The sequence below is a fragment of the Meishania litoralis genome (genome assembly GCF_042611095.1).
Lineage (GTDB): Bacteria > Bacteroidota > Bacteroidia > Flavobacteriales > Flavobacteriaceae > Meishania > Meishania litoralis.
Window position 1 is genome coordinate 600,214 of sequence record NZ_JBHFPV010000002.1, and the last position, 19,813, is coordinate 620,026.

The window sequence follows — 19,813 nt, forward strand, 5'->3', positions numbered from 1 at the left end:
AGATACGATGTTTTAAAACTTTCCCAATGTTTTTACATTGTAAATTTAATCTTTTAATTTGCCGCATGAACACCAAAAAGCTATATGCTAACCGTAAATTGCACTTCATGAACATGGGTAAATTCTTTTTGCTAAATACCTCAATGCTATTCTTTTTAGCTTGCGGAGGAAATGAAAATGCCAAACTTTTCGAGCTTCGGACCGATGGAAATCAATTCGAACAAAATGAAGCCGTTGAAGTATCCGTAGTGAATTCAAAGGATAAAGAAATCAATAAAATAACCTATTCGATCGACACGAAAACATTACCTGAAAAAGATGGTAAGATCATGCTCGATGTTCAATCGCTGGGCAATAAAACATTGACGGCAAAGATTGAACACGAAGATGGGTCCACCGAAATATCAAAAGAAATAAGGGTTCTTTCGGCCAAAACACCTGAAATATATACTTATGAAATCGTCAACGAATATCCACACGATATAAAGGCGTATACCCAAGGGCTCGAATTTCACAATGACACTTTATATGAAAGTACGGGCCATAAGGGGACTTCATGGCTACGTAAAGTCGACTATAAGTCCGGTAAGGTACTTAAGCAAATCGACCTGGACGATACCTATTTTGGAGAGGGAATTACCATCATGGATGGAAAAATATACCAACTGACCTGGCAAAACCGCACCGGGTTCATCTACGACCTAAAGGATTTCAAAAAACTGGACAATTTTCAATACGGCGAAAGCAAGGAAGGTTGGGGGCTCACCAATAACGGGAAGACCATTTACAAAAGCGATGGAACCGAAAAAATATGGCTCCTGAACCCAGATACCTTGATCGAGGAAGGATATATTCAGATCGTTACCAACAAGTCGCTGTTCAACAAAGCGAACGAATTGGAGTACGTTGATGGAAAGTTGTACGCCAATGTATATCAGAAAGAAAGTATGATGATCATTAACGCCTCAAGTGGTGCCATTGAAGGGGTCATAAATTTTGGCGGACTCAAAGAAAAGGTTACCCAACACGAAAAACTCGATGTTCTCAATGGTGTAGCCTATCACCCCGAGCGAAAGACCTTTTTTGTGACCGGAAAGAACTGGGACAAACTCTTCGAAGTCAAGATTTTAAAAAAGTAACCCATGAACGACTTCGAGAAATTGTTGACGGTACGAGACGACGACCTCGACGACCTGCAACACGTCAACAACGTACGCTACGTACAGTGGATCCAAGATGTGTCAAAAGAACATTGGACGTCCGTTGCCCCTGAAGACATACGTTCACAAAGCATCTGGGTAGTCATGAGCCATCATATTTCTTACAAGAGTGCCGCAAAACTCGGCGATACCATTAGAATAAACACCTCTATTGCCAAAAGTAAAGGTGCGCTGTCTGAACGCGTTGTCGAAATGCACAATGACAAAACAAATGAACTTTTATTGCGTTCAACTACAGAATGGTGTCTTTTGAACGCCAGAACACAAAGACCGATGCGAATTCCAGATGCGGTCAAGAAGCTATTCGAAGCGCAGGCCTAGCTGTTACAAATATGGCAAACTTCTTAAAGTCAATATGCGATACGATGCCCAGGTATACCTATGTTTTGCCTTTGGCCGTTCTACTCGTTCTTTGGGCCTCGTGCCGTAAAGATCTTGAGTATGCCCCTAGCGCCGGAAACCTCGAATTCTCGAAAGACACCGTTTTTTTGGATACGATCTTTACGAATATCGCTAGTAGCACCTATACCCTAAAAGTTTATAACCGTACACGCGACGATATCGAGATTCCATCGATACGATTGGCAAAAGGTCAAAGCAGTGACTATCGACTTAACGTCGATGGAGTTGCCGGAAAGGAATTTCGCAATATCCCCATTTTTGCCGAAGACAGCCTCTTCATACTCATTGAGACCACGCATGATATAAGTGCCTCGGGGCTAAATTCCTTTTTATATACCGACGCCCTACAGTTTGATTCTGGCGACTATTTACAACAAGTGCAACTCGTTACCCTGGTTCGTGATGCGATTTTTCTTTTCCCACGAACACTTGCCGATGGAAAGAAAGAAACCGTCCCGATCGACCTGGATAACGAAGGAAACGAAATTCGGGTCGAAGGGTTCTACCTTGAAGACGACCAATTGACTTTCACAAACGAGAAGCCTTATGTAATCTACGGATATGCCGCTGTACCAGAAGACAAGGTGCTATCTGTTGAAGCCGGAAGCCGTGTCCATTTTCACAAAGATTCAGGCATCTTTGTTTCTAAAAATGCCTCCATTAAGATAAATGGCACTCTCAGTTCTGATGAGGATTTAATGGAAAACGAGGTAGTTTTCGAGGGAGACCGTCTTGAACCTGAATTCGACGACATTACTGGGCAATGGGGCGCGATTTGGCTCTCGCAGGGCAGTATCGATAATACCATCGAACACTTGACCCTTAAAAATGCCACCATTGGTCTGTATGTCGAGGGCCTTAATGAATCTCCTACCCTAACCCTTAATAATAGCCGGTTATACAATTGTGCTTTGATTAACCTTTGGGGAAAAACAACATCGATCATCGGTGAGAACTGTGTGCTGGGAAATTCGGGACATATTTCCCTCTACCTGAACAACGGCGGTGATTATAGTTTCACGCATTCGACCATTGCAAACTATTGGCAGAACGGTTTTCGGTCGGGGGCTGCCCTCGAATTGGACAATTATGCCATTGGGCAGAGTGGTGAGGTCGCGGCCGACCTAGAACAGGCCCGGTTCTTGAATTGCATTATTGACGGAAATACCAACCTTGAGCTCGCCCTTCGTTCCAACGGAACGAACACCTTTGCTTACTACTTTTCACATTGCATGATCAAGTTCAGGGACCCCAATGGAAATTTTACTGAAAACCCACTCTACGATTTTCAAGATTCGTCACATTTTGAGCAACCTTTTTTTAATGAGGATGCCGATTTTTGGGATGCAAAAATGAACGATTTTCGAATCGGGGAAGCGTCGTTCGGCAAGGCAAATGCCTCAATGGATTATTCCATCTTGGTGCCCTTCGATATCTTAGGAATCGACCGAACACCATCACCCGATATCGGGGCCTATCAAAATGCCCCAAAAGAATAGACCGTCTCAGAAAGTCTTAAAATTGAAAGTTTTTTCTTTCAAAAATGTTCATTTTCAACGCATTATAACAAAAAACCTTTTTATTTAGAAGGTTTTACTAGTGTCCGGTTTAATTTACTATCACTACTTTGCAACAACAAATTCAGGTACTTGGAATACTCTTATACCATAATCGATTCCGATGCCACCTCCAACTTGCAACTGCGACACTATTTGGAGGAATATGGCGACTTTGTACACTGTGGTCTAGCGCAAAATAGCGAAACCGGACTGAATCAAATTCTAAAACATTCGCCTGATCTGGTTATTATCAACCTCAATGAAGATGCTTCTGCACATTTTCAGATGGTGGTCGAAATGCACCTTTACGTTAAAGATATACCGCTAATTATCGGCGTGGCCAAGACAAAGGCCTATGCCTATGACGCCATCAAGAATGATTTCTTCGACTATTGGCTACAGCCCTATAATGAGTTTGACATCAGAAAATCGTTGTTACGCCTGAAAAAGAAACTACCAAAACCTGCAGAATCACATACACTTTGTTTAAAATCGTACAGCGATTTTCAATATCTCGACACCAGTGAAATTCTATACCTAAAAGCTGACAACAATACCACTGAATTCATTATGAAAGATGGGTCGGTCACCAATGCCTTTAAGACCTTGAAGTCTTTTGAGGGCCAATTGCCCAAAAACTTCGTGAGAATTCACCAGAGCTATATCGTAAATACAGATTATATCTCACGCATCAACTACGGCAAGAACATTTGCTCGTTAAAAGATGTACCCAAACAACTACCTTTCTCAAAAGGTTATCGTGGCAACATAGACGGGTTGAAAAAAATGTTGTCAAAAAAGTCAATCTCATCCTATAATTGAACCGATTCTTTCAAACTGGGTTCATACACTCTTAAAATACACCTGTTCACTCGTATTTATTTTTGGTACCTACCCTTTTCTCAGACTAAAGTTAGTTTAGCTACAGAACATTGACCTTTTAGTTAATAACCTTTTAAACTTTAATGAAGATGAAAAAAGCAGTAAGTATTTTTGCGGTAGTATTGATGGCATTGGGTATGTTTTCTTGCCAACCTGAAAGCAGTGTAGAAGAAACACAAGCATTATATGATTTACAAGACGTTGATGCCAATGATAAAGATCAGACACAAACTAGCAATGGTAGTGGTGGTCAATAAAACACATTTCTCCTAAAATGTAAAGCCTTAAATAGACCATTTAAGGCTTTTTTTCTATCTTGTAGTAAATGTACTTTGTGACCAAAACATATAATTGCCTTGATAATGCCAAGTTATTGGCTATCTGCTTTTTATATCTATTACATTCATGTGGAAAACAAGGACATCATTCCAAACCGGATGCGCAAAATGTAGCCCAGGATAGTGTTTTGATTTGGATCGAGAACAGTCTTGACAATCAAAAATCTAATTCGGAGCGATTGACCCTACTGAAAAGAGCGCGAGAAGCGGCAACCGGAAAATCCGATGACACTGTAAAACTGAAATACTTCTCGAGAATACAATGGTCGTTTTTAATGTTGGATGATTCGGTCGAATTTAGAAAGTCGAATAAAATGGCAAAATCGATTGGGATTTCCATAGGGGATTCGGCCAACGTGGCAAGGCGCACTTGGGACCTGGCTTATTTTTTTGAAAAAAAAGGCATAAAAGACAGTGCTTATTACCACTATGCCCAGGCCCAAAAAATCTTTGCCAGTTTGAACGATCAATTGAATGCCGCAAAGTTTTTATTTTTTATGGCCAATATTCAACAAAGTGTTAAGGATTATGTGGGTGGAGAAGCAAATACCATCAAGGCCATTGAGCTTTTAAAACCGTTAGATGCCAATGAGGATTTATATAGCTGTTATAACCTTTTGGGGGTCATAGCCAAAGATCTAAAGGAATTTGATCGCGCATTGGATTATTATAATACCGCCAACTACTATCTTCAAAAGTTAGAAAACAAAAAGACTTTCGAAGCCTTTGAAAACAATAATTTGGGGGTGGTCTATATGGAAATGGGTGATTATAAGCAGGCTATTTTTTATTTCAGCAAAATTACAGAACAAGATGTTTTGAAAAAATCCAAGCCCGACCTATATGCTAGGGCCCAGCACAATTTAGCTGAAAGTAAATATAAGTCAGGTGATATTGTGGGTGTCGAAGGGTTATTAAAGAAAGCCCTTCGAACAAGGGATAGTATTCGGGACCTCACAGGTATGGCCGGTAGTTATTATTATCTTGCTGAGTATTATTTGGGTAAGCAAGATTCTATCACTGCATTATCGCATGCCCAAAAAGCCAAAGAATATGCCGCTCAGATTGAAAACAACGAACGTTTATTGGAAACTTTGCAGCTATTGACCCGCGTCGATCCGCAAAATGCCACAAATTATACAAGAGAATACATTAACCTTAACGACAGCCTGCAATTGGCCGAACGTAAATTGCGCGACAAGTTTGCCCGGATCCGCTTTGAGACCGATGAGTTTATTGCCGAGAACGAAACACTTACCAAAGAAAAGCGTCTGTGGGCCGGTATTGCCATTGGTGTATTGGTCATGGCCTTTTTAGGGTACTTAGTAATCGACCAGCGCCGAAAGAACCAAAAATTAAGGTTTCAACGGGCCCAGCAAACGGCCAACCAAGAAATTTTCAACTTGATGCTCTCTCAGCAGCAAAAATTCGATGAGGGCAAGAAAATGGAGCAAAAAAGAATTTCCGAAGAATTGCACGATGGGGTCTTGGGCAAAATGTTGGGTGCACGCATGGTCTTGACCGGCCTTAATAAAAAGTCGGACGATGAGGCCTTAGGGCAAAAAAAAGAGGCCCTTGAACTTTTAAGGAATATCGAGGGGGAAATACGTTCCATTTCGCATGAATTGAGCAACACGGCTTATAGTGATATGCCGAACTTTATCAATTCGATTCAAAACCTTATGGAAACCACAGAAAATGTATCGGAAATAAATACTACCTTCAACCATGACAACCAAGTTAAGTGGGACGGTCTTAGCGGTGACATCAAAATAAATCTGTACCGAATTGTTCAAGAAAGTATTCAAAATGTAGTAAAACACGCACAAAGTAATAATTTAGTGGTTAACTTTGCAGCGGTAAATGATTTACTCGATATTTCGATTATCGATGACGGCAAAGGTTTCGATTTGAAAAAACGAAAAAAGGGCATTGGTATGCGCAACATAAGTTCTCGAATCGATAAATTGGGAGGGAGTTGGCATATTGAAAGCGAAAAAGGTAAAGGAACAGGCTTATATCTTAAAATACCTATTATGTATCATTCCGAAGAACTGGATAATATATTGAAACAAGAAGGTATAAAAGTAAAAGTATAGGTATATATTATTACATGGAAGAGTATAAACGTATTTTGGCAGTCGACGACCATGAAATGACAACTTTGGGTTATAAGTATATCCTAGAGGGTGCCAGTTTCGACGGTTATGAAGTAATGGTGGATACTTGCAAATCTTTTGATGAGGCAACTCGTAGAATAAAAGAATCTGAAAAGCTTTATCGTTACGACATCTTTTTGTTTGATATTCAATTGTTCTCACCAGAAACAAAAGACCCCCGTTCGGGGGAAGACTTGGGTAAATTGGCGCGTAAAGTCGCGCCGAATACAAAATTGGTCTACATGTCATCCTTTAGTGATGCTTTCAGAATCAAAAGCATTCTGCAAGCTACAGATCCCGACGGTTACATGGTCAAGTCTGAAATCGATGAGGAATCGTTAATCCACATGGTGAAAAAAGTCATCTCTGACCCTCCATATTATACGGCCAGTGCCCTGTCGGTAATAAGAAAGACAATGGCCAATAATGATTTAATAGACGATACCGACAAAAAAATCCTTTATCATATTGCAACAGGAGTGCGTACAAAAGACATTTCGCCGTTGCTATCCTTATCACTAACTACCATCGAGACAAGAAAAAGAAAGATAAAAACACTTTTCGGAATAGATGATGGTAATGATTTTAGCCTGATAGAGCGTGCCCGTGAAAAAGGTTTCATCTAAATAGTCAATATTTTTAATTTTTAAATACTTGTAAATAAGCATTTTAAACAAAAATTGAATGTTTTAGACAAAAACCTTCTTTTTTACAAGGTTTTTATGTGGTCGAAAATGGTTGCTTACTGCTAACTTTGATAGAGGACAGACTTTTGCAAACCAACTATGCCATTCACTCCTGATAATTTTAGAAATGCATTGTTCAAGGGAGGTTCGAAAGAATTTCAATTATTAGGGCTCGATGCCTTTGTAAATGCCCTTGAAAAAGATTTTTTTTCCTCAATTTACCTTACAAAGAGACTTAACGAAAAGAACGAGTGCTTGCTGACTTTGGAGTTGACCTGCAACCTGAGCCTAGCAGGGCTGTTGTTCCATTTTAAGAAAGATGAATGGGGAGCATTTCATTCGAAGGGATATTCGTTGACAAGGCATCTTAAAATACTTGAATCAAAGAACCCCTTTTTCATTGACGTTGATGAATTTTCGATTTTTCTGAAAGATACGGCGATTATCATCAATAGGATACATTCCCGAAGTATCACCGTTGAATTGCAGAATATCGTTTCAGAGATTGGAAGGCATTATGTATATATGACGAAAGAGTTGGGTGAAATGCCTTTTGAAATATATATTCCTGTCTTTGATTCTGATGAGGAAGAGCTACATATCGATAGCTTGCTCGACGGCCCTGTATTCATTGAAAGGGATAAAAAGGAATACTATAGGTATTGGGGGCTCTATTTTGAATCGGAAAAAAATCCACTTATTTACGAACTGGAGAAGCGTGCGTTGCTGCCCGGAAGTCTGTTCATTTTCCCATGAACATACCAACTATTTAGGCGTTTTTTAATAAAATTCAGGCATTGAACAATGCCCTAGTTCCCATCATTTCATTGACCTCACCTTTAACTGATGCTATTATACTTTCATCGTCAGGGTTCATCAGTACGCGATCGACCAAATCCACAATCTTGGCCATATCTTCAACTTCGAGTCCTCTTGTGGTAATTGCAGCCGTACCGAACCTTATACCTGAAGTCACAAAGGGAGATTTATCATCAAAGGGCACCATATTCTTATTGGCCGTGATATCTGCCTTGACCAACACCTTTTCGGCATCCTTTCCCGTGATGTTCTTGTTACGCAGGTCTATCAACATCATGTGGTTATCGGTTCCACCGGAAATGATATGATAACCCCTAGCCACGAAAGCTTTGGCCATGGCAGCGGCATTTTTCTTGACACGCAATTGGTATTGTAAAAAATCATCTGAAAGTGCTTCACCAAAGGCCACCGCTTTTGCGGCTATAATATGCTCCAAGGGCCCGCCTTGATTTCCGGGAAAAACCGCCAAATCCAAAAGTGCCGACATTTTTCTAAGGTTTCCGTTCTTTAGTTTGATTCCAAATGGGTTGTCGAAATCCTTTCCCATCAAAATCAATCCACCCCTTGGCCCACGTAGGGTTTTGTGGGTCGTGGTAGTAACGATATGGCAATGGGGTATCGGGTCGTTCATGATACCTTTGGCGATCAAACCTGCCGGGTGCGAGATGTCCGCAACTAAAATCGCATTGACGCTGTCGGCAATTTCGCGAAACTTGGCAAAGTCCATATCGCGCGAATATGCCGAAGCACCTGCCATAATAAGTTTCGGTTTTTCCTTAAGGGCAATTTCTTGTATCTTTTCGTAATTCAACACTCCGGTTTCTTCATCAACACCATAAAAAACAGGCCTGTACAGCTTACCTGAAAAGTTCACGGGTGAACCATGGGTCAAATGCCCCCCATGCGATAGGTCAAAACCCAAAATGGTATCTCCCGGGCTAAGGCATGCATGATAGACCGAAGCATTAGCCTGAGACCCCGAGTGCGGCTGTACATTGGCATATTCGGCGCCAAATAGTTCTTTTGCGCGATCGATGGCCAACTGTTCTACCTCATCGACTACCTCACAACCTCCGTAGTAGCGTTTGCCAGGATAGCCTTCGGCATATTTATTGGTCAATACCGAACCGGCAGCTTCCATCACCTGGGGACTAGTAAAGTTCTCTGAGGCAATGAGTTCGATTCCATTAATCTGGCGTTGTTTTTCTGCTTCGATAAGTTCAAAGACGCGGGTATCTCGTTGCATAGTCGGATATACTGTTAAATGAGTGGCAAAAATACAAATTGACAATCGTTAATTGGTAGAAAAGAATATATTTGATCAAGAATTTATCAAACGAAAATTAACAAATCGTCCATGTCTTTAAAAGCAAACAACCCTAACAAAAAAACTTGGCTCACGGTTCCCGACAATTCGGATTTTCCAATTCAAAACATCCCGTTCGGGGTCTTTCTGACCCGCAATGACATTATCACCATCGGTACCCGAATCGGTGATACAGCCATAGATTTGGGTGCGCTGCACCAACTGGGATATTTCTCGGGAATACCCTTGACCGAGGACATATTTTTACAAGACACCTTGAACGATTTTATCTCCGATGGCAAAAAGACCTGGCGTTTGGTACGTAATCGTATAAGTGAGATCTTCGATATTCATAGTACAGGTCTTCAGCACAATGAGGAACATAAAAAAATCGTGCTGTTCGCAATCGATGAAATAGAAATGCAATTGCCCGTATTGATCGGCGATTATACCGATTTCTATTCGAGCAAGGAACATGCCACCAACGTTGGCACGATGTTCCGTGATCCCGAAAATGCCCTTATGCCCAATTGGTTGCACCTCCCGGTAGGTTATCACGGTAGAAGTTCTACCATCGTGCCCAGCGGAACGGCGGTACGTCGGCCCATGGGACAAACGTTGCCCAAGGGGGCGGAAAAACCATTGTTCGGCCCATCGCGATTGGTCGATTTTGAGCTTGAAATGGCCTTTATCACGACTGATGCCAACGCCATGGGTGAACCTATCGACATAAACGAGGCCGAGGATTACATTTTCGGAATGGTAATTTTCAACGATTGGAGTGCCCGTGACATTCAAAAGTGGGAATATGTTCCGCTCGGCCCTTTTCTGGCCAAGAGCTTCGCTTCGTCGATTTCTCCATGGATAGTTACCCTTGATGCCTTGGAGCCTTTTAGGGTGGAGAGCCCGAAACAGGATCCGGAACCATTTCCTTACCTAAAGCAATCTGGCAAGCATAGCTTTGACATTCACTTGGAAGTCGATCTTACTCCCGAAGGAGGTTCCCCGACTACCGTGACCAGATCAAATTTCAAATATATGTATTGGACAATGGCCCAACAGTTGGCCCACCATACCATTAATGGCTGTAAGGTCAACAGTGGCGACATGATGGGCAGTGGCACTCTATCTGGACCAACTCCCGATTCTTACGGCTCCATGCTAGAACTGGCTTGGCAAGGCACCAAACCCATTGCCCTACAAAATGGGGAGGAACGTAAGTTCGTCCATGACGGTGATACGGTAACAATGAAAGGCTATTGCGAAAAAAATGGTATCAGAATCGGTTTTGGTGACCTAAGCACAAAACTGTTGCCTGCCCTTAAGGCCTAAAATACCCTTTTTTCGGTCCGCACATCTGATTTATACTATCGATGGCCGTTTTTCGTTATGGTCTAGACAGGTTTTGGCATGGCAATTGAAATTCAATGCTTAAACCTTAAAGTCTAACGTCATGAAGAAAGCAATACTATTTTCGGTAATATCATTTGTTTTAATTGCCTGTGGAGGGGTCAAAAATACCCAAAAGGCCATTAACACGGGTAATTACGACAGTGCCATTCGCAAGGCCATAGACAATTTGGCCAATAACAAGGAGAAAAAGAGCAATCAGCCTTATATCATTCTTTTGGAAGAAGCTTTTGAAAAGAATACCACAAGAGAATTGGAAAGAATCGGTTTCTTGGAAGACGATGAAAATCCCGCTCATTACGAAACAATCTACAACACCTATGTAAACCTGAGGTCGATACAGGAGCAGATCAAACCTTTGCTTCCCTTGCATATCTACGAAGAAAACAGGGATGCGCATTTTTCTTTCAACAACTATCAAGATGCCATTCTTGATTCAAAAGATGACCTGTCGGAATATCTATATGACAACGCCTCGAATCTTTTGAAAAACGCTACCAGCAAATTCGATTATCGAAAGGCCTATGATGATTTCGTTTATTTGGAGGAAATCAATCCCGGTTACGACGATGTCAAGCTTAGAATCGAAGAAGCCCATAGAAAAGGCCTCGATTTTGTAAAAGTCAGCATGGTAAACGATACCGACAAGATCGTTCCGACCCGACTAGAAGAAGAATTGTTGAATTTCAACGCCTATGGCCTTGATGATCTATGGACCACGTACCATACCAATGCTTTGAAAAACGTTGATTACGATTATGAAATGCAGGTCGCCTTTAAAGAGATCAATATATCACCGGAACGTGTCAACGAAAAACAGGTCATTAAGGAGAAGCAGATCAAAGATGGATATAAATATCTCTATGATTCCAACGGGAATATCGTAAAAGATAGCCTTGGCAATAAGATCAAGGTCGATAAATTCAAGACGGTTCGCTGTGATTTTTATCAATTTACGCAGCACAAGGCCGCGCAGGTCACGGGCAATGTCAGTTATATCGATTTGAGAACAAAACAGCAACTGAATACCTATCCGTTATCAAGCGAATTTGTATTCGAGCATGCATATGCCAATTACAAAGGCGACAAACGTGCCCTGGACAATGATCTCGTTGCCTTACTCGATTTGGCCGCAGTGCCTTTTCCAAATGATGAGCAAATGGTTTATGATGCAGGTGAGGATATCAAAAACCGAATCAAGAACATAATACTTCGGCACAAATTCGACCCGAATAGAAACTTATCGTCGCGATAGTTAAAAAGGTCTTTCCTGAAATTGGAAAGACCTTTTTTTCAAACCAACGTTTTTAGATCCAAGTCGTTGATTCCGCCATGGGAATCGTGGGCCACCACTACCCCATTTTTGACGACCAACAACTGCGGTGATTGGTGCGCGACCTGAAATCTCGAAGCGATCTCGTTCGAAAGTCCGCGAAAACTATGTAGGTCTAAATAGTAGAGATCGACCTGATTCTCCTTGAAGTCAAAATTTTTTCCGAACCTATTGAGCACCATTCTACTGATTCCACAGGTAGTCGAGTGCTTGAACAGCATTTGGGTCCGTAATGCCGACTTATCGATAATTTCATCCAACTGCTCTGTCGATGTTAAAGGTACCCAGGGAATCTTAATATTTTCCTTGGTTTCACCAATATCTTTTTTTCCAAATAATTTACCGAACATACCTATCATTTTTAGTACCTGCCGTACATCCCTCCCAAACTTACAAACTGACTAAATGTCTGATTATTATTGACTTTACAAGACATTTTGTCTGGTAAAAAGCATTGGTAAGGTTGTTGTCGTATTCTAGCCAAAAGTAAACAATAACAACAAAAAGAATTGATATATGAACTTTAATAATTTCACTATAAAATCTCAGGAAGCCATTCAGCAAGCACAGCTGATCGCGCAAGAAATGGGACATCAACAAATCGAGAACGAACATATTTTCAGGGCTATTTCGGAAGTCGAGGAAAATGTGCTGCCGTTCATTTTAAAAAAACTGAACGTCAATGTTTCCATTCTGAAACAGATTCTGGAAAAAGAGCTCGAAAGCTTTCCAAAAGTATCCGGCGGTGAGATCATGGTTTCCCGAGAAGCGGGCAAAACCCTTAACGAGGCTAACATTATCGCCAAAAAAATGGAAGACGAGTACGTTTCCATAGAACATCTCATCTTGGCGATTTTTAAATCCAAAAGCAAAATTGCCCAGATATTAAAAGACCAGGGCGTAAACGAAAAAGATTTAAAAACGGCGATCGAAGAGTTGCGTAAAGGCGGAAAGGTAACCTCACAAAGTGCCGAGGATACGTATAACTCATTGGATAAATATGCCAGAAATCTCAACCAATTGGCAGATAGCGGCAAACTTGACCCGGTCATTGGCCGTGATGAGGAAATTCGCCGTGTCTTGCAGATTCTGTCAAGGCGCACCAAGAACAACCCTATGTTGGTTGGCGAACCCGGGGTGGGCAAAACAGCTATCGCAGAAGGTCTTGCGCATCGTATCATACAAGGTGATGTGCCCGAAAACCTAAAAGAAAAAGTTATCTATTCCTTGGATATGGGTGCCCTGATCGCAGGGGCGAAGTACAAAGGTGAGTTTGAAGAACGTCTAAAATCGGTCATCAAAGAGGTTACCAATTCAGATGGCGATATTGTATTGTTTATTGATGAAATACACACCTTGGTCGGTGCCGGTGGCGGACAGGGAGCAATGGATGCGGCCAACATTCTGAAACCGGCGTTGGCGAGAGGAGAGCTCCGTGCCATCGGAGCCACAACTCTCGACGAGTATCAGAAGTATTTTGAAAAAGACAAGGCTCTTGAACGTAGATTTCAAAAAGTGGTGGTCGATGAACCCGATACGGAGAGTGCAATTTCAATATTACGCGGTATCAAGGAAAAGTACGAAGCGCACCACAAAGTTCGGATCAAAGACGAGGCCGTCATAGCCGCGGTCGAACTTTCGCAGCGTTATATCACCAATCGGTTCTTGCCCGACAAGGCCATTGACCTAATGGATGAGGCCGCGTCTAAGCTACGGATGGAAATCAACTCAAAACCCGAAGAACTTGACGTGCTCGATCGTAAAATAATGCAATTGGAAATCGAGATCGAGGCCATCAAGCGCGAAAACGACAAAGTAAAGCTAAAAACACTTAATGCCGATTTGGCCAATTTGAAGGAAGACCGCAATGAAATCTTCGCCCAATGGGAAAGCGAAAAAACGGTCGTAGACAATATTCAAAAGACCAAGCAAGACATCGAGGAATTTAAACTGGAGGCAGAACGTGCAGAACGCAACGGTGATTATGGGCAGGTAGCCGAACTGCGGTACGGAAAGATCAAGGAAGCCCAGGAAAGGTTGGAAAACCTTCAAAAAGAACTCGACGAGCAACAAAGCTCAGGCACTTTGATCAAAGAAGAAGTTACCAATGAGGATATTGCCGAGGTGGTGGCCAAATGGACAGGAATACCCGTTACCAAAATGTTACAATCTGAAAGGGACAAACTTTTAAAGTTGGAAGAAGTACTGCATAAAAGGGTTGTGGGCCAAGAAGAAGCGATCCAGGCCGTATCGGATGCCATACGCCGTAGTCGCGCCGGGCTTCAGGATGCTAAAAAACCAATAGGGTCATTTCTATTCTTGGGTACGACCGGGGTCGGTAAGACCGAATTGGCCAAAACCTTGGCAGCCTACCTTTTCGATGATGAAAACGCCATGACCCGAATCGATATGAGCGAATACCAAGAGCGTCATTCGGTCAGCCGTTTGGTAGGTGCCCCTCCAGGATATGTCGGCTATGATGAAGGTGGCCAGTTGACCGAAGCCGTTCGAAGAAGGCCATACTCCGTGGTGTTGTTGGACGAGATAGAAAAAGCGCATCCCGACACCTTTAACGTGCTGCTACAGGTCCTGGATGAAGGACGCCTGACCGACAACAAAGGTAGGCTTGCCGATTTCAAGAACAGTATCATTATCATGACCAGTAATATGGGAAGCCATATTATTCAGGAGAAATTCGAGAACAGCAAGGATATTTATAGTGCCACAGAAGCCGCAAGGGTTGAAGTTCTAGGATTGCTGCGTAAAACGATCCGCCCTGAGTTCTTGAACAGGATCGATGATATCATCATGTTCACGCCATTGAACAAAGAAGACATCACAGAAATCGTAAAGTTGCAATTGAACGCCTTAAAGAAAATGTTGTCGCAACAACAGATTACTATCGACGCTACCGAAGAGGCCATAACCTATTTGGCGAATAAAGGTTATGATCCGCAATATGGTGCCAGGCCCATCAAAAGGGTCATTCAAAAAGAAGTGCTCAACAACCTTTCAAAAGAATTGTTGGGTGGCAATATCAAAGCGGATAGCATCGTGCTCATAGATTCTTTCGATGAAAAACTCGTCTTTAGAAATCAAGGAGAACTTGTAGGGTAATCCTTTTACAGAAGAAAAAAACACCCAAGCCACCACAAATGGAAGGGTGTTTTTTTTATCAACAATATATACCATACAGTATATAGATCTTTTATATTCGTATAAAATTGCCCGAAATGACCTCCAAAGCCGAAAAAACCACAAAATATATCATCGAGACCGTAGCGCCTATTTTTAATAAGTTGGGCTATGTTGCTACGAGTATGAGCGATCTCACCGAGGCGACCGGACTCACAAAGGGAGCACTTTATGGTAACTTCGAAAATAAAGAGGCCCTGGCCTTATCGGCATTCGAATATAGTAGCAAACGTTTGTTGAGCGCCATTGATGAGCAATTGAATACCGAAGGAACCTCACTGGAAAAGCTCTTTGTGCTCACAAAATTTTATCGCAACTATGATATTTTTACCGATGAGTTGGGTGGGTGCCCCGTTTTGAACGTGGGGGTAGATGCACAGAACAACAATAGGCTATTGGCGGCAGCTGTGCGCGAAACGATAAAGACCATCGAGGGTAAAATAGCGCTGGTACTTGAAAACGGTGTGAACGGCAATGAGCTTCGACTTCCTGTAACCCCGTTACAGTTCGCAAAACAAATGTACACCATGCTTCAGGGGGCGGTAGCGATGACTACCATTACTCGAGACAGAAAATATTTAATGAATACGGTGGCCTATCTCGAGGTACTTATCAATCGTGAAATAAAGAAATAATATTCCTTTGCCTTTTTTATTGGCAAATAAAAAAGCCTTGACAGTGCTTACCAAGGCTCTTTTTATTTAGGAAATTAATGGACTATTTGCCCACAACCCTGAAAATCCAGGTTTTATCTTGATAGCGTCCATCAAACTTACTATCTCTCGCCTTTCTGGCCTCGGTCATGGTGTCATATCGCTTCAAGTAAACATAATTATAATTATTCAAGCTTCTTAAGAACGACTTTGGCTCTAGGCCTCTTCGGGTCAAGTCTTTCATAAAGGCATCGAAATACTTTTTGGTGCCGAATACGTTCGTGATCAAATAGTAGCCAGGTTCAAGTCCATCCTCGGTATTTACCTCCTCATATTTCTCTCCGTCCTGAGGTCTATCCGCTGGATCTACTTCAACGACTTCCTCTTGTTCCACAGCTTTTTCTTCTTCGGCCTTTTTAGCAACCTCCGCTTCTGCAATTCTTACCTGCGTCAACGAATCGATTTCTCGTTTGGCCCTTAGTCGTTCTGCCTCGGCCAAGGCTTCGGCCTTGGCGATCGAATCCTGTTTGCGTAATTGTTCTTGACGTTGCTTCTCTGCCAATGCCTCGGCTTCCCTTACTTTGTTTATAGAATCTTGTTTTCTTTGTTGTTCCCTTTGCAGGGCAATGACTTCTTTGTTGTTTCTCTCGATCAGGTCAAGTGAATCCTTGATTCTTTTCTGACGTTCTTCCAATTCTTTTTTCCTATCGATGTCTTGTTGTTTCTTAGCAAGGTCGAGCGAGTCCTTCGTTCTTTTCGCCTTTTCCTTCGCCAGTTTCTCCTGTTCCTTCTCAGCAAGTCTTTGGGCCTTCTCCTCTTCCTTGGCCAATTTCTTCTCTAATTTTTCATCTTCAACATCCTCATCCGCAACTGCATTTTCTTCTATTTCTTTATCCGATTTCATAAAACGATAGGCCGCAAGTACCTCAAATGTGGGATCCTTACCGCTTAAATCATTACCCATGCCCAGCTCCATTAAAGCACCTATGGAAACACGTTTAAAAAACCTTCCCCCACCTCCGAATGAGATTCCATAAAAGTTATTATAACCTGCTTGCGCCCAAAATTTTTCGGTCGAAAGCAAGGTTGTTAGTCCGATCTGCGCATCATTATCGGGAATGGACTTATAATATACCATCGGCCTTAAAACGGTTTCTTTAAAATTGAAAAGGCCCAACGGAAAGGCATAGGAAGCCAAGGCCGTATAGATTCTATCCTCTGGCTTTGAATGTCTTTCATTGGTTGTGAAATTGTAGTCAAAAAGGTTCTCGGAAGCAATGCCAACGCTAAACCTATCCAAAGAAAAAAGAAGCCCCGGAGCCATTTGCAGTACGAAATCATCGGTTATCACCAGTTGGGGAAGCTGTATCTGCGGGTCTGGTTGAAATCTATCATCTGATAATTTTTGCTTGAAACCGAAAAGGTTCAGGCCCAAAGCCAACGTTGCCCTTTCGTTGATTTCCATTACATAGGAATAATTCAATACCCCTCCCGTATTGAGAAATATACCCGTATTATGCTGATAAAACCCAGCGCCCGCCACAGAACTTTCATTCAGCTTGTGCGTATAGTTCAAAAACAAGGTCGTTGGATCTGCATCTGGCGATTGCCATTGCCAACGCGACCATACGGCAATAGAACTCGGATTGTTCGCTGTCAATGAAAATGCAGGATGAAAAAAACTCGAATTATATTCTGTAAGATTGTGCTGTCGAAGGTCTACGGGCAAGGTGACATCTTGCGCCCGTACGACAAACAAGAGGAATAGGAAAAGTATTGTAGGTAGTGTTCTCAGCATATGCAAAAAAAACGAAAAACCTTAAGTTTTACATACTATTTTGCGATTATTTTAGTTAGAGTAAAAGAAAAATAATCAAATACCCCGAAAATAGCCATCAAACAGTGCATTACATCGATCAGCCCCTATAAAGGTTTATGCTGACAAATGTTAATAAAACTGCAAAAAACTACTAAAAAGCATTCAATGAAACGAAGTTTCACCATGTTCATCGGTTGCCTGATATTAATATTGGCCAGCTGTAAGGAAGATAAAAAAATCGCTGTAGATTTCAACCCGCCCACAGTTTCGACCTTCTACTTCATTCGACATGCCGAGAAGGATAGATCCAATCCTGAAAATCAAGATCCAGAACTAAATCAGGCCGGTCTGGGCCGTGCCATGCACTGGGCAGAAATTCTTAACGATGTAAGACTTGATGCCATTTATACCACTGATTTTGAGCGTACATCAATGACGGCCGCGCCAACATCTGTGAAACAAGATATTACCGTTCAATATTATGACCCTGAAATTATTGATATTGAGCAATTTAAAGCAGACAACTTGAATAGAAATGTTCTTGTAGTCGGACATAGTAATACTACGCCTGCTTTGGTCAATAAAATGATAGGTGAAGACAAGTACCCTGATATTGACGATCATGAGAACGGCAAACTTTTCATCGTTCAAATTGTCAATGGCAAGACCACCGATATGCAATTGACGTTCAACTGCAGTTGCCCTACTCGAGAGTAATATTTTTTAATTCGATTTTAGAAAGCAGTTTAAGTTTGCCCGCCATAAGCAAGCTATCGATGTCATAAATCGAATGCAGCGGGTCTTCTGGTTCGTAGTTGTTGTAATCGACAAACCGTATGCCTCCTATCGACCTTTCATTGTAAGCTTCGCGAAATCTCATTCCGCCTCCATCCACATGAAACTCATAAGCTAAAAAATCGGGTTTAAAAGTGTCGGCATTAAACCAATACACATAAATATCGTCAAAATCCTTACCGCCACCTTTTTGATCAAATGTTACCTTGACCTTGTAATAATCTTGCCCCTCTATGGCAACTTTTTCCAGTAATTCTTTGTTCACGGCCGCGTCGTTCAAGCCAAAGGGCAAATAGGCGAAATAATGGACGGAATTTACCGAGTTTGCATATTTATTGGCCAAGGTATCGTGCAGAACCACCAGACTATCGTTGATATATCTTTCAAATTTATGAGGATGGCGTACATCCACAACGACCGAAGAGTCCGCGGTAATAACGCGCTTAAGTATTCGTTGGCCCTTGGTAACATCGAGGGTATATGTAATATCCCTAAAATCAAAGGAAATGTTACTGGTCTTGTACAGATCGCCCCCGCAGACCTCGATACTTTTGTCAACGATTTGCTGCGCCGTTAATAAACTATCCTTTTTTTGCCTACAGGAAAAAAGCAATATGAAGAACAATAGTAGAGCGTATTTTTTCATCTTTGATTTTGTTAGTAGTTCGATTAAAGACACTTATCTTACTTCAAATAAGTAAATATTTTAAAGCAAAACCAAAATGAAGCACCATTGGCAACATTTTGTTTTTATTTTTGCTGCCCGATGCAACAAAATGTGAATATAAAAAATAAGAAGGCTCGATTCGAATACGAATTGCTGGACAAGTACACGGCCGGAATCGTGCTTTCGGGAACCGAAATAAAATCAATACGTTTAAGCAAGGCCGCAATAGCAGAGAGTTTTTGCGAGTTCAATGAGCACGGGGAGCTTTTTATCATCAATATGCAGATCGATGAATATTCGCATGGCACCCATTACAACCATAGACCCAAGGCAGAGCGCAAACTCTTGCTCAACAAACAAGAACTTAAAAAACTTCGAAAAGAAGTCACTACTTCGGGATATACGATTATTCCCTTAAACCTCTTTCTGAACGAACGAGGACTCGCCAAATTGACCATAGCTCTCGCCAAGGGAAAAAAACTATACGATAAACGCGAAACCATAAGGGATCGCGATAACAAGAGGAATTTGGATAGGATCAAGAAAAACTTCAACAACTAGATCCGGGCT

General features: G+C 41.8%; 18 protein-coding genes. 14 read left to right on the top strand and 4 right to left on the bottom strand.

What is annotated here, in order from left to right; genetic code table 11:
* The first annotated feature begins 107 nt into the window (after positions 1 to 107).
* The 8 genes from ACEZ3G_RS11750 to ACEZ3G_RS11785 all read left to right on the top strand — a co-directional run bounded on the left by ACEZ3G_RS11750 (position 108) and on the right by ACEZ3G_RS11785 (position 8,002).
* Positions 108 to 1,139, top strand: coding sequence for a glutaminyl-peptide cyclotransferase (locus ACEZ3G_RS11750; RefSeq protein WP_432426065.1), 1,032 nt, complete (start codon positions 108 to 110; stop codon positions 1,137 to 1,139).
* A 3-nt stretch (positions 1,140 to 1,142) separates the two neighbouring features.
* Positions 1,143 to 1,541 carry an acyl-CoA thioesterase gene (locus tag ACEZ3G_RS11755; RefSeq protein WP_432425685.1) on the top strand — a complete coding sequence of 133 codons (399 nt, stop codon included), beginning with the start codon at positions 1,143 to 1,145 and terminating at the stop codon, positions 1,539 to 1,541.
* 11 nt (positions 1,542 to 1,552) lie between these two features.
* The gene (locus ACEZ3G_RS11760) at positions 1,553 to 3,121 is read left to right on the top strand and encodes a hypothetical protein (protein WP_432425686.1); all 1,569 of its coding nucleotides are present in this window, start codon (positions 1,553 to 1,555) and stop codon (positions 3,119 to 3,121) included.
* A gap of 150 nt (positions 3,122 to 3,271) precedes the next feature.
* Positions 3,272 to 4,003 carry a LytR/AlgR family response regulator transcription factor gene (locus tag ACEZ3G_RS11765; protein WP_432425687.1) on the top strand — a complete coding sequence of 244 codons (732 nt, stop codon included), beginning with the start codon at positions 3,272 to 3,274 and terminating at the stop codon, positions 4,001 to 4,003.
* Between the two features lie 149 nt (positions 4,004 to 4,152).
* Positions 4,153 to 4,320, top strand: a complete 168-nt coding sequence (locus ACEZ3G_RS11770; RefSeq protein WP_432425688.1) for a hypothetical protein — start codon at positions 4,153 to 4,155, stop codon at positions 4,318 to 4,320.
* A 77-nt stretch (positions 4,321 to 4,397) separates the two neighbouring features.
* Positions 4,398 to 6,500 (top strand): tetratricopeptide repeat-containing sensor histidine kinase, encoded by a 2,103-nt coding sequence (locus ACEZ3G_RS11775; protein WP_432425689.1) that lies wholly within the window; start codon positions 4,398 to 4,400, stop codon positions 6,498 to 6,500.
* Between the two features lie 14 nt (positions 6,501 to 6,514).
* Positions 6,515 to 7,186, top strand: a complete 672-nt coding sequence (locus ACEZ3G_RS11780; protein WP_432425690.1) for a histidine kinase — start codon at positions 6,515 to 6,517, stop codon at positions 7,184 to 7,186.
* Positions 7,187 to 7,345: 159 nt separating this feature from the next.
* The gene (locus ACEZ3G_RS11785; protein WP_432425691.1) at positions 7,346 to 8,002 is read left to right on the top strand and encodes a hypothetical protein; all 657 of its coding nucleotides are present in this window, start codon (positions 7,346 to 7,348) and stop codon (positions 8,000 to 8,002) included.
* Between the two features lie 34 nt (positions 8,003 to 8,036).
* Here the strand turns inward: ACEZ3G_RS11785 and glyA are convergent, their stop codons facing one another.
* The gene (gene glyA / locus ACEZ3G_RS11790; RefSeq protein WP_432425692.1) at positions 8,037 to 9,311 is read right to left on the bottom strand and encodes a serine hydroxymethyltransferase; all 1,275 of its coding nucleotides are present in this window, start codon (positions 9,309 to 9,311) and stop codon (positions 8,037 to 8,039) included.
* A gap of 111 nt (positions 9,312 to 9,422) precedes the next feature.
* Here glyA and fahA point away from each other — a divergent pair, with 111 nt between their 5' ends.
* Together fahA and ACEZ3G_RS11800 are read left to right on the top strand one after the other, a co-directional pair.
* Positions 9,423 to 10,703 carry a fumarylacetoacetase gene (fahA, locus tag ACEZ3G_RS11795; protein ID WP_432425693.1) on the top strand — a complete coding sequence of 427 codons (1,281 nt, stop codon included), beginning with the start codon at positions 9,423 to 9,425 and terminating at the stop codon, positions 10,701 to 10,703.
* A gap of 121 nt (positions 10,704 to 10,824) precedes the next feature.
* Complete coding sequence (locus ACEZ3G_RS11800; protein ID WP_432425694.1) at positions 10,825 to 12,036, top strand: hypothetical protein; 1,212 nt, start codon at positions 10,825 to 10,827, stop codon at positions 12,034 to 12,036.
* A 38-nt stretch (positions 12,037 to 12,074) separates the two neighbouring features.
* On the opposite strand, the gene ytxJ is transcribed toward ACEZ3G_RS11800, so the two are convergent.
* Complete coding sequence (gene ytxJ, locus ACEZ3G_RS11805) at positions 12,075 to 12,464, bottom strand: bacillithiol system redox-active protein YtxJ (protein WP_432425695.1); 390 nt, start codon at positions 12,462 to 12,464, stop codon at positions 12,075 to 12,077.
* Positions 12,465 to 12,630: 166 nt separating this feature from the next.
* Between ytxJ and clpB the strand changes: the two genes are divergently transcribed.
* Positions 12,631 to 15,231, top strand: coding sequence for an ATP-dependent chaperone ClpB (gene clpB, locus ACEZ3G_RS11810; RefSeq protein ID WP_432425696.1), 2,601 nt, complete (start codon positions 12,631 to 12,633; stop codon positions 15,229 to 15,231).
* Positions 15,232 to 15,347: 116 nt separating this feature from the next.
* Entirely contained in the window at positions 15,348 to 15,944 is a 597-nt protein-coding gene (locus ACEZ3G_RS11815) for a TetR family transcriptional regulator C-terminal domain-containing protein (protein ID WP_432425697.1), read from the top strand.
* A gap of 82 nt (positions 15,945 to 16,026) precedes the next feature.
* Here the strand turns inward: ACEZ3G_RS11815 and ACEZ3G_RS11820 are convergent, their stop codons facing one another.
* Entirely contained in the window at positions 16,027 to 17,760 is a 1,734-nt protein-coding gene (locus ACEZ3G_RS11820) for a PorP/SprF family type IX secretion system membrane protein (protein WP_432425698.1), read from the bottom strand.
* 186 nt (positions 17,761 to 17,946) lie between these two features.
* Here ACEZ3G_RS11820 and ACEZ3G_RS11825 point away from each other — a divergent pair, with 186 nt between their 5' ends.
* Positions 17,947 to 18,498, top strand: a complete 552-nt coding sequence (locus ACEZ3G_RS11825; RefSeq protein WP_432425699.1) for a SixA phosphatase family protein — start codon at positions 17,947 to 17,949, stop codon at positions 18,496 to 18,498.
* On the opposite strand, the gene ACEZ3G_RS11830 is transcribed toward ACEZ3G_RS11825, so the two are convergent.
* On the bottom strand, positions 18,485 to 19,222 hold the full coding sequence (locus ACEZ3G_RS11830) for a DUF6503 family protein (RefSeq protein WP_432425700.1): 738 nt from the start codon (positions 19,220 to 19,222) through the stop codon (positions 18,485 to 18,487). The genes ACEZ3G_RS11825 and ACEZ3G_RS11830 overlap by 14 nt on opposite strands.
* A 120-nt stretch (positions 19,223 to 19,342) precedes the next feature.
* On the opposite strand from ACEZ3G_RS11830, the gene smpB reads away from it, so the two are divergent.
* Positions 19,343 to 19,804, top strand: coding sequence for an SsrA-binding protein SmpB (gene smpB, locus ACEZ3G_RS11835; protein ID WP_432426066.1), 462 nt, complete (start codon positions 19,343 to 19,345; stop codon positions 19,802 to 19,804).
* The last annotated feature ends 9 nt before the right edge of the window (positions 19,805 to 19,813 follow it).

Coding starts and splice junctions, on each gene's coding strand:
- ACEZ3G_RS11750 (WP_432426065.1), top strand. CDS start 108: ATGAACATGGGTAAATTCTTTTTGCTAAATACCTCAATGCTATTCTTT.
- ACEZ3G_RS11755 (WP_432425685.1), top strand. CDS start 1,143: ATGAACGACTTCGAGAAATTGTTGACGGTACGAGACGACGACCTCGAC.
- ACEZ3G_RS11760 (WP_432425686.1), top strand. CDS start 1,553: ATGGCAAACTTCTTAAAGTCAATATGCGATACGATGCCCAGGTATACC.
- ACEZ3G_RS11770 (WP_432425688.1), top strand. CDS start 4,153: ATGAAAAAAGCAGTAAGTATTTTTGCGGTAGTATTGATGGCATTGGGT.
- ACEZ3G_RS11780 (WP_432425690.1), top strand. CDS start 6,515: ATGGAAGAGTATAAACGTATTTTGGCAGTCGACGACCATGAAATGACA.
- ACEZ3G_RS11785 (WP_432425691.1), top strand. CDS start 7,346: ATGCCATTCACTCCTGATAATTTTAGAAATGCATTGTTCAAGGGAGGT.
- glyA (WP_432425692.1), bottom strand. CDS start 9,311: ATGCAACGAGATACCCGCGTCTTTGAACTTATCGAAGCAGAAAAACAA.
- fahA (WP_432425693.1), top strand. CDS start 9,423: ATGTCTTTAAAAGCAAACAACCCTAACAAAAAAACTTGGCTCACGGTT.
- ACEZ3G_RS11800 (WP_432425694.1), top strand. CDS start 10,825: ATGAAGAAAGCAATACTATTTTCGGTAATATCATTTGTTTTAATTGCC.
- ytxJ (WP_432425695.1), bottom strand. CDS start 12,464: ATGTTCGGTAAATTATTTGGAAAAAAAGATATTGGTGAAACCAAGGAA.
- clpB (WP_432425696.1), top strand. CDS start 12,631: ATGAACTTTAATAATTTCACTATAAAATCTCAGGAAGCCATTCAGCAA.
- ACEZ3G_RS11815 (WP_432425697.1), top strand. CDS start 15,348: ATGACCTCCAAAGCCGAAAAAACCACAAAATATATCATCGAGACCGTA.
- ACEZ3G_RS11820 (WP_432425698.1), bottom strand. CDS start 17,760: ATGCTGAGAACACTACCTACAATACTTTTCCTATTCCTCTTGTTTGTC.
- ACEZ3G_RS11825 (WP_432425699.1), top strand. CDS start 17,947: ATGAAACGAAGTTTCACCATGTTCATCGGTTGCCTGATATTAATATTG.
- ACEZ3G_RS11830 (WP_432425700.1), bottom strand. CDS start 19,222: ATGAAAAAATACGCTCTACTATTGTTCTTCATATTGCTTTTTTCCTGT.
- smpB (WP_432426066.1), top strand. CDS start 19,343: ATGCAACAAAATGTGAATATAAAAAATAAGAAGGCTCGATTCGAATAC.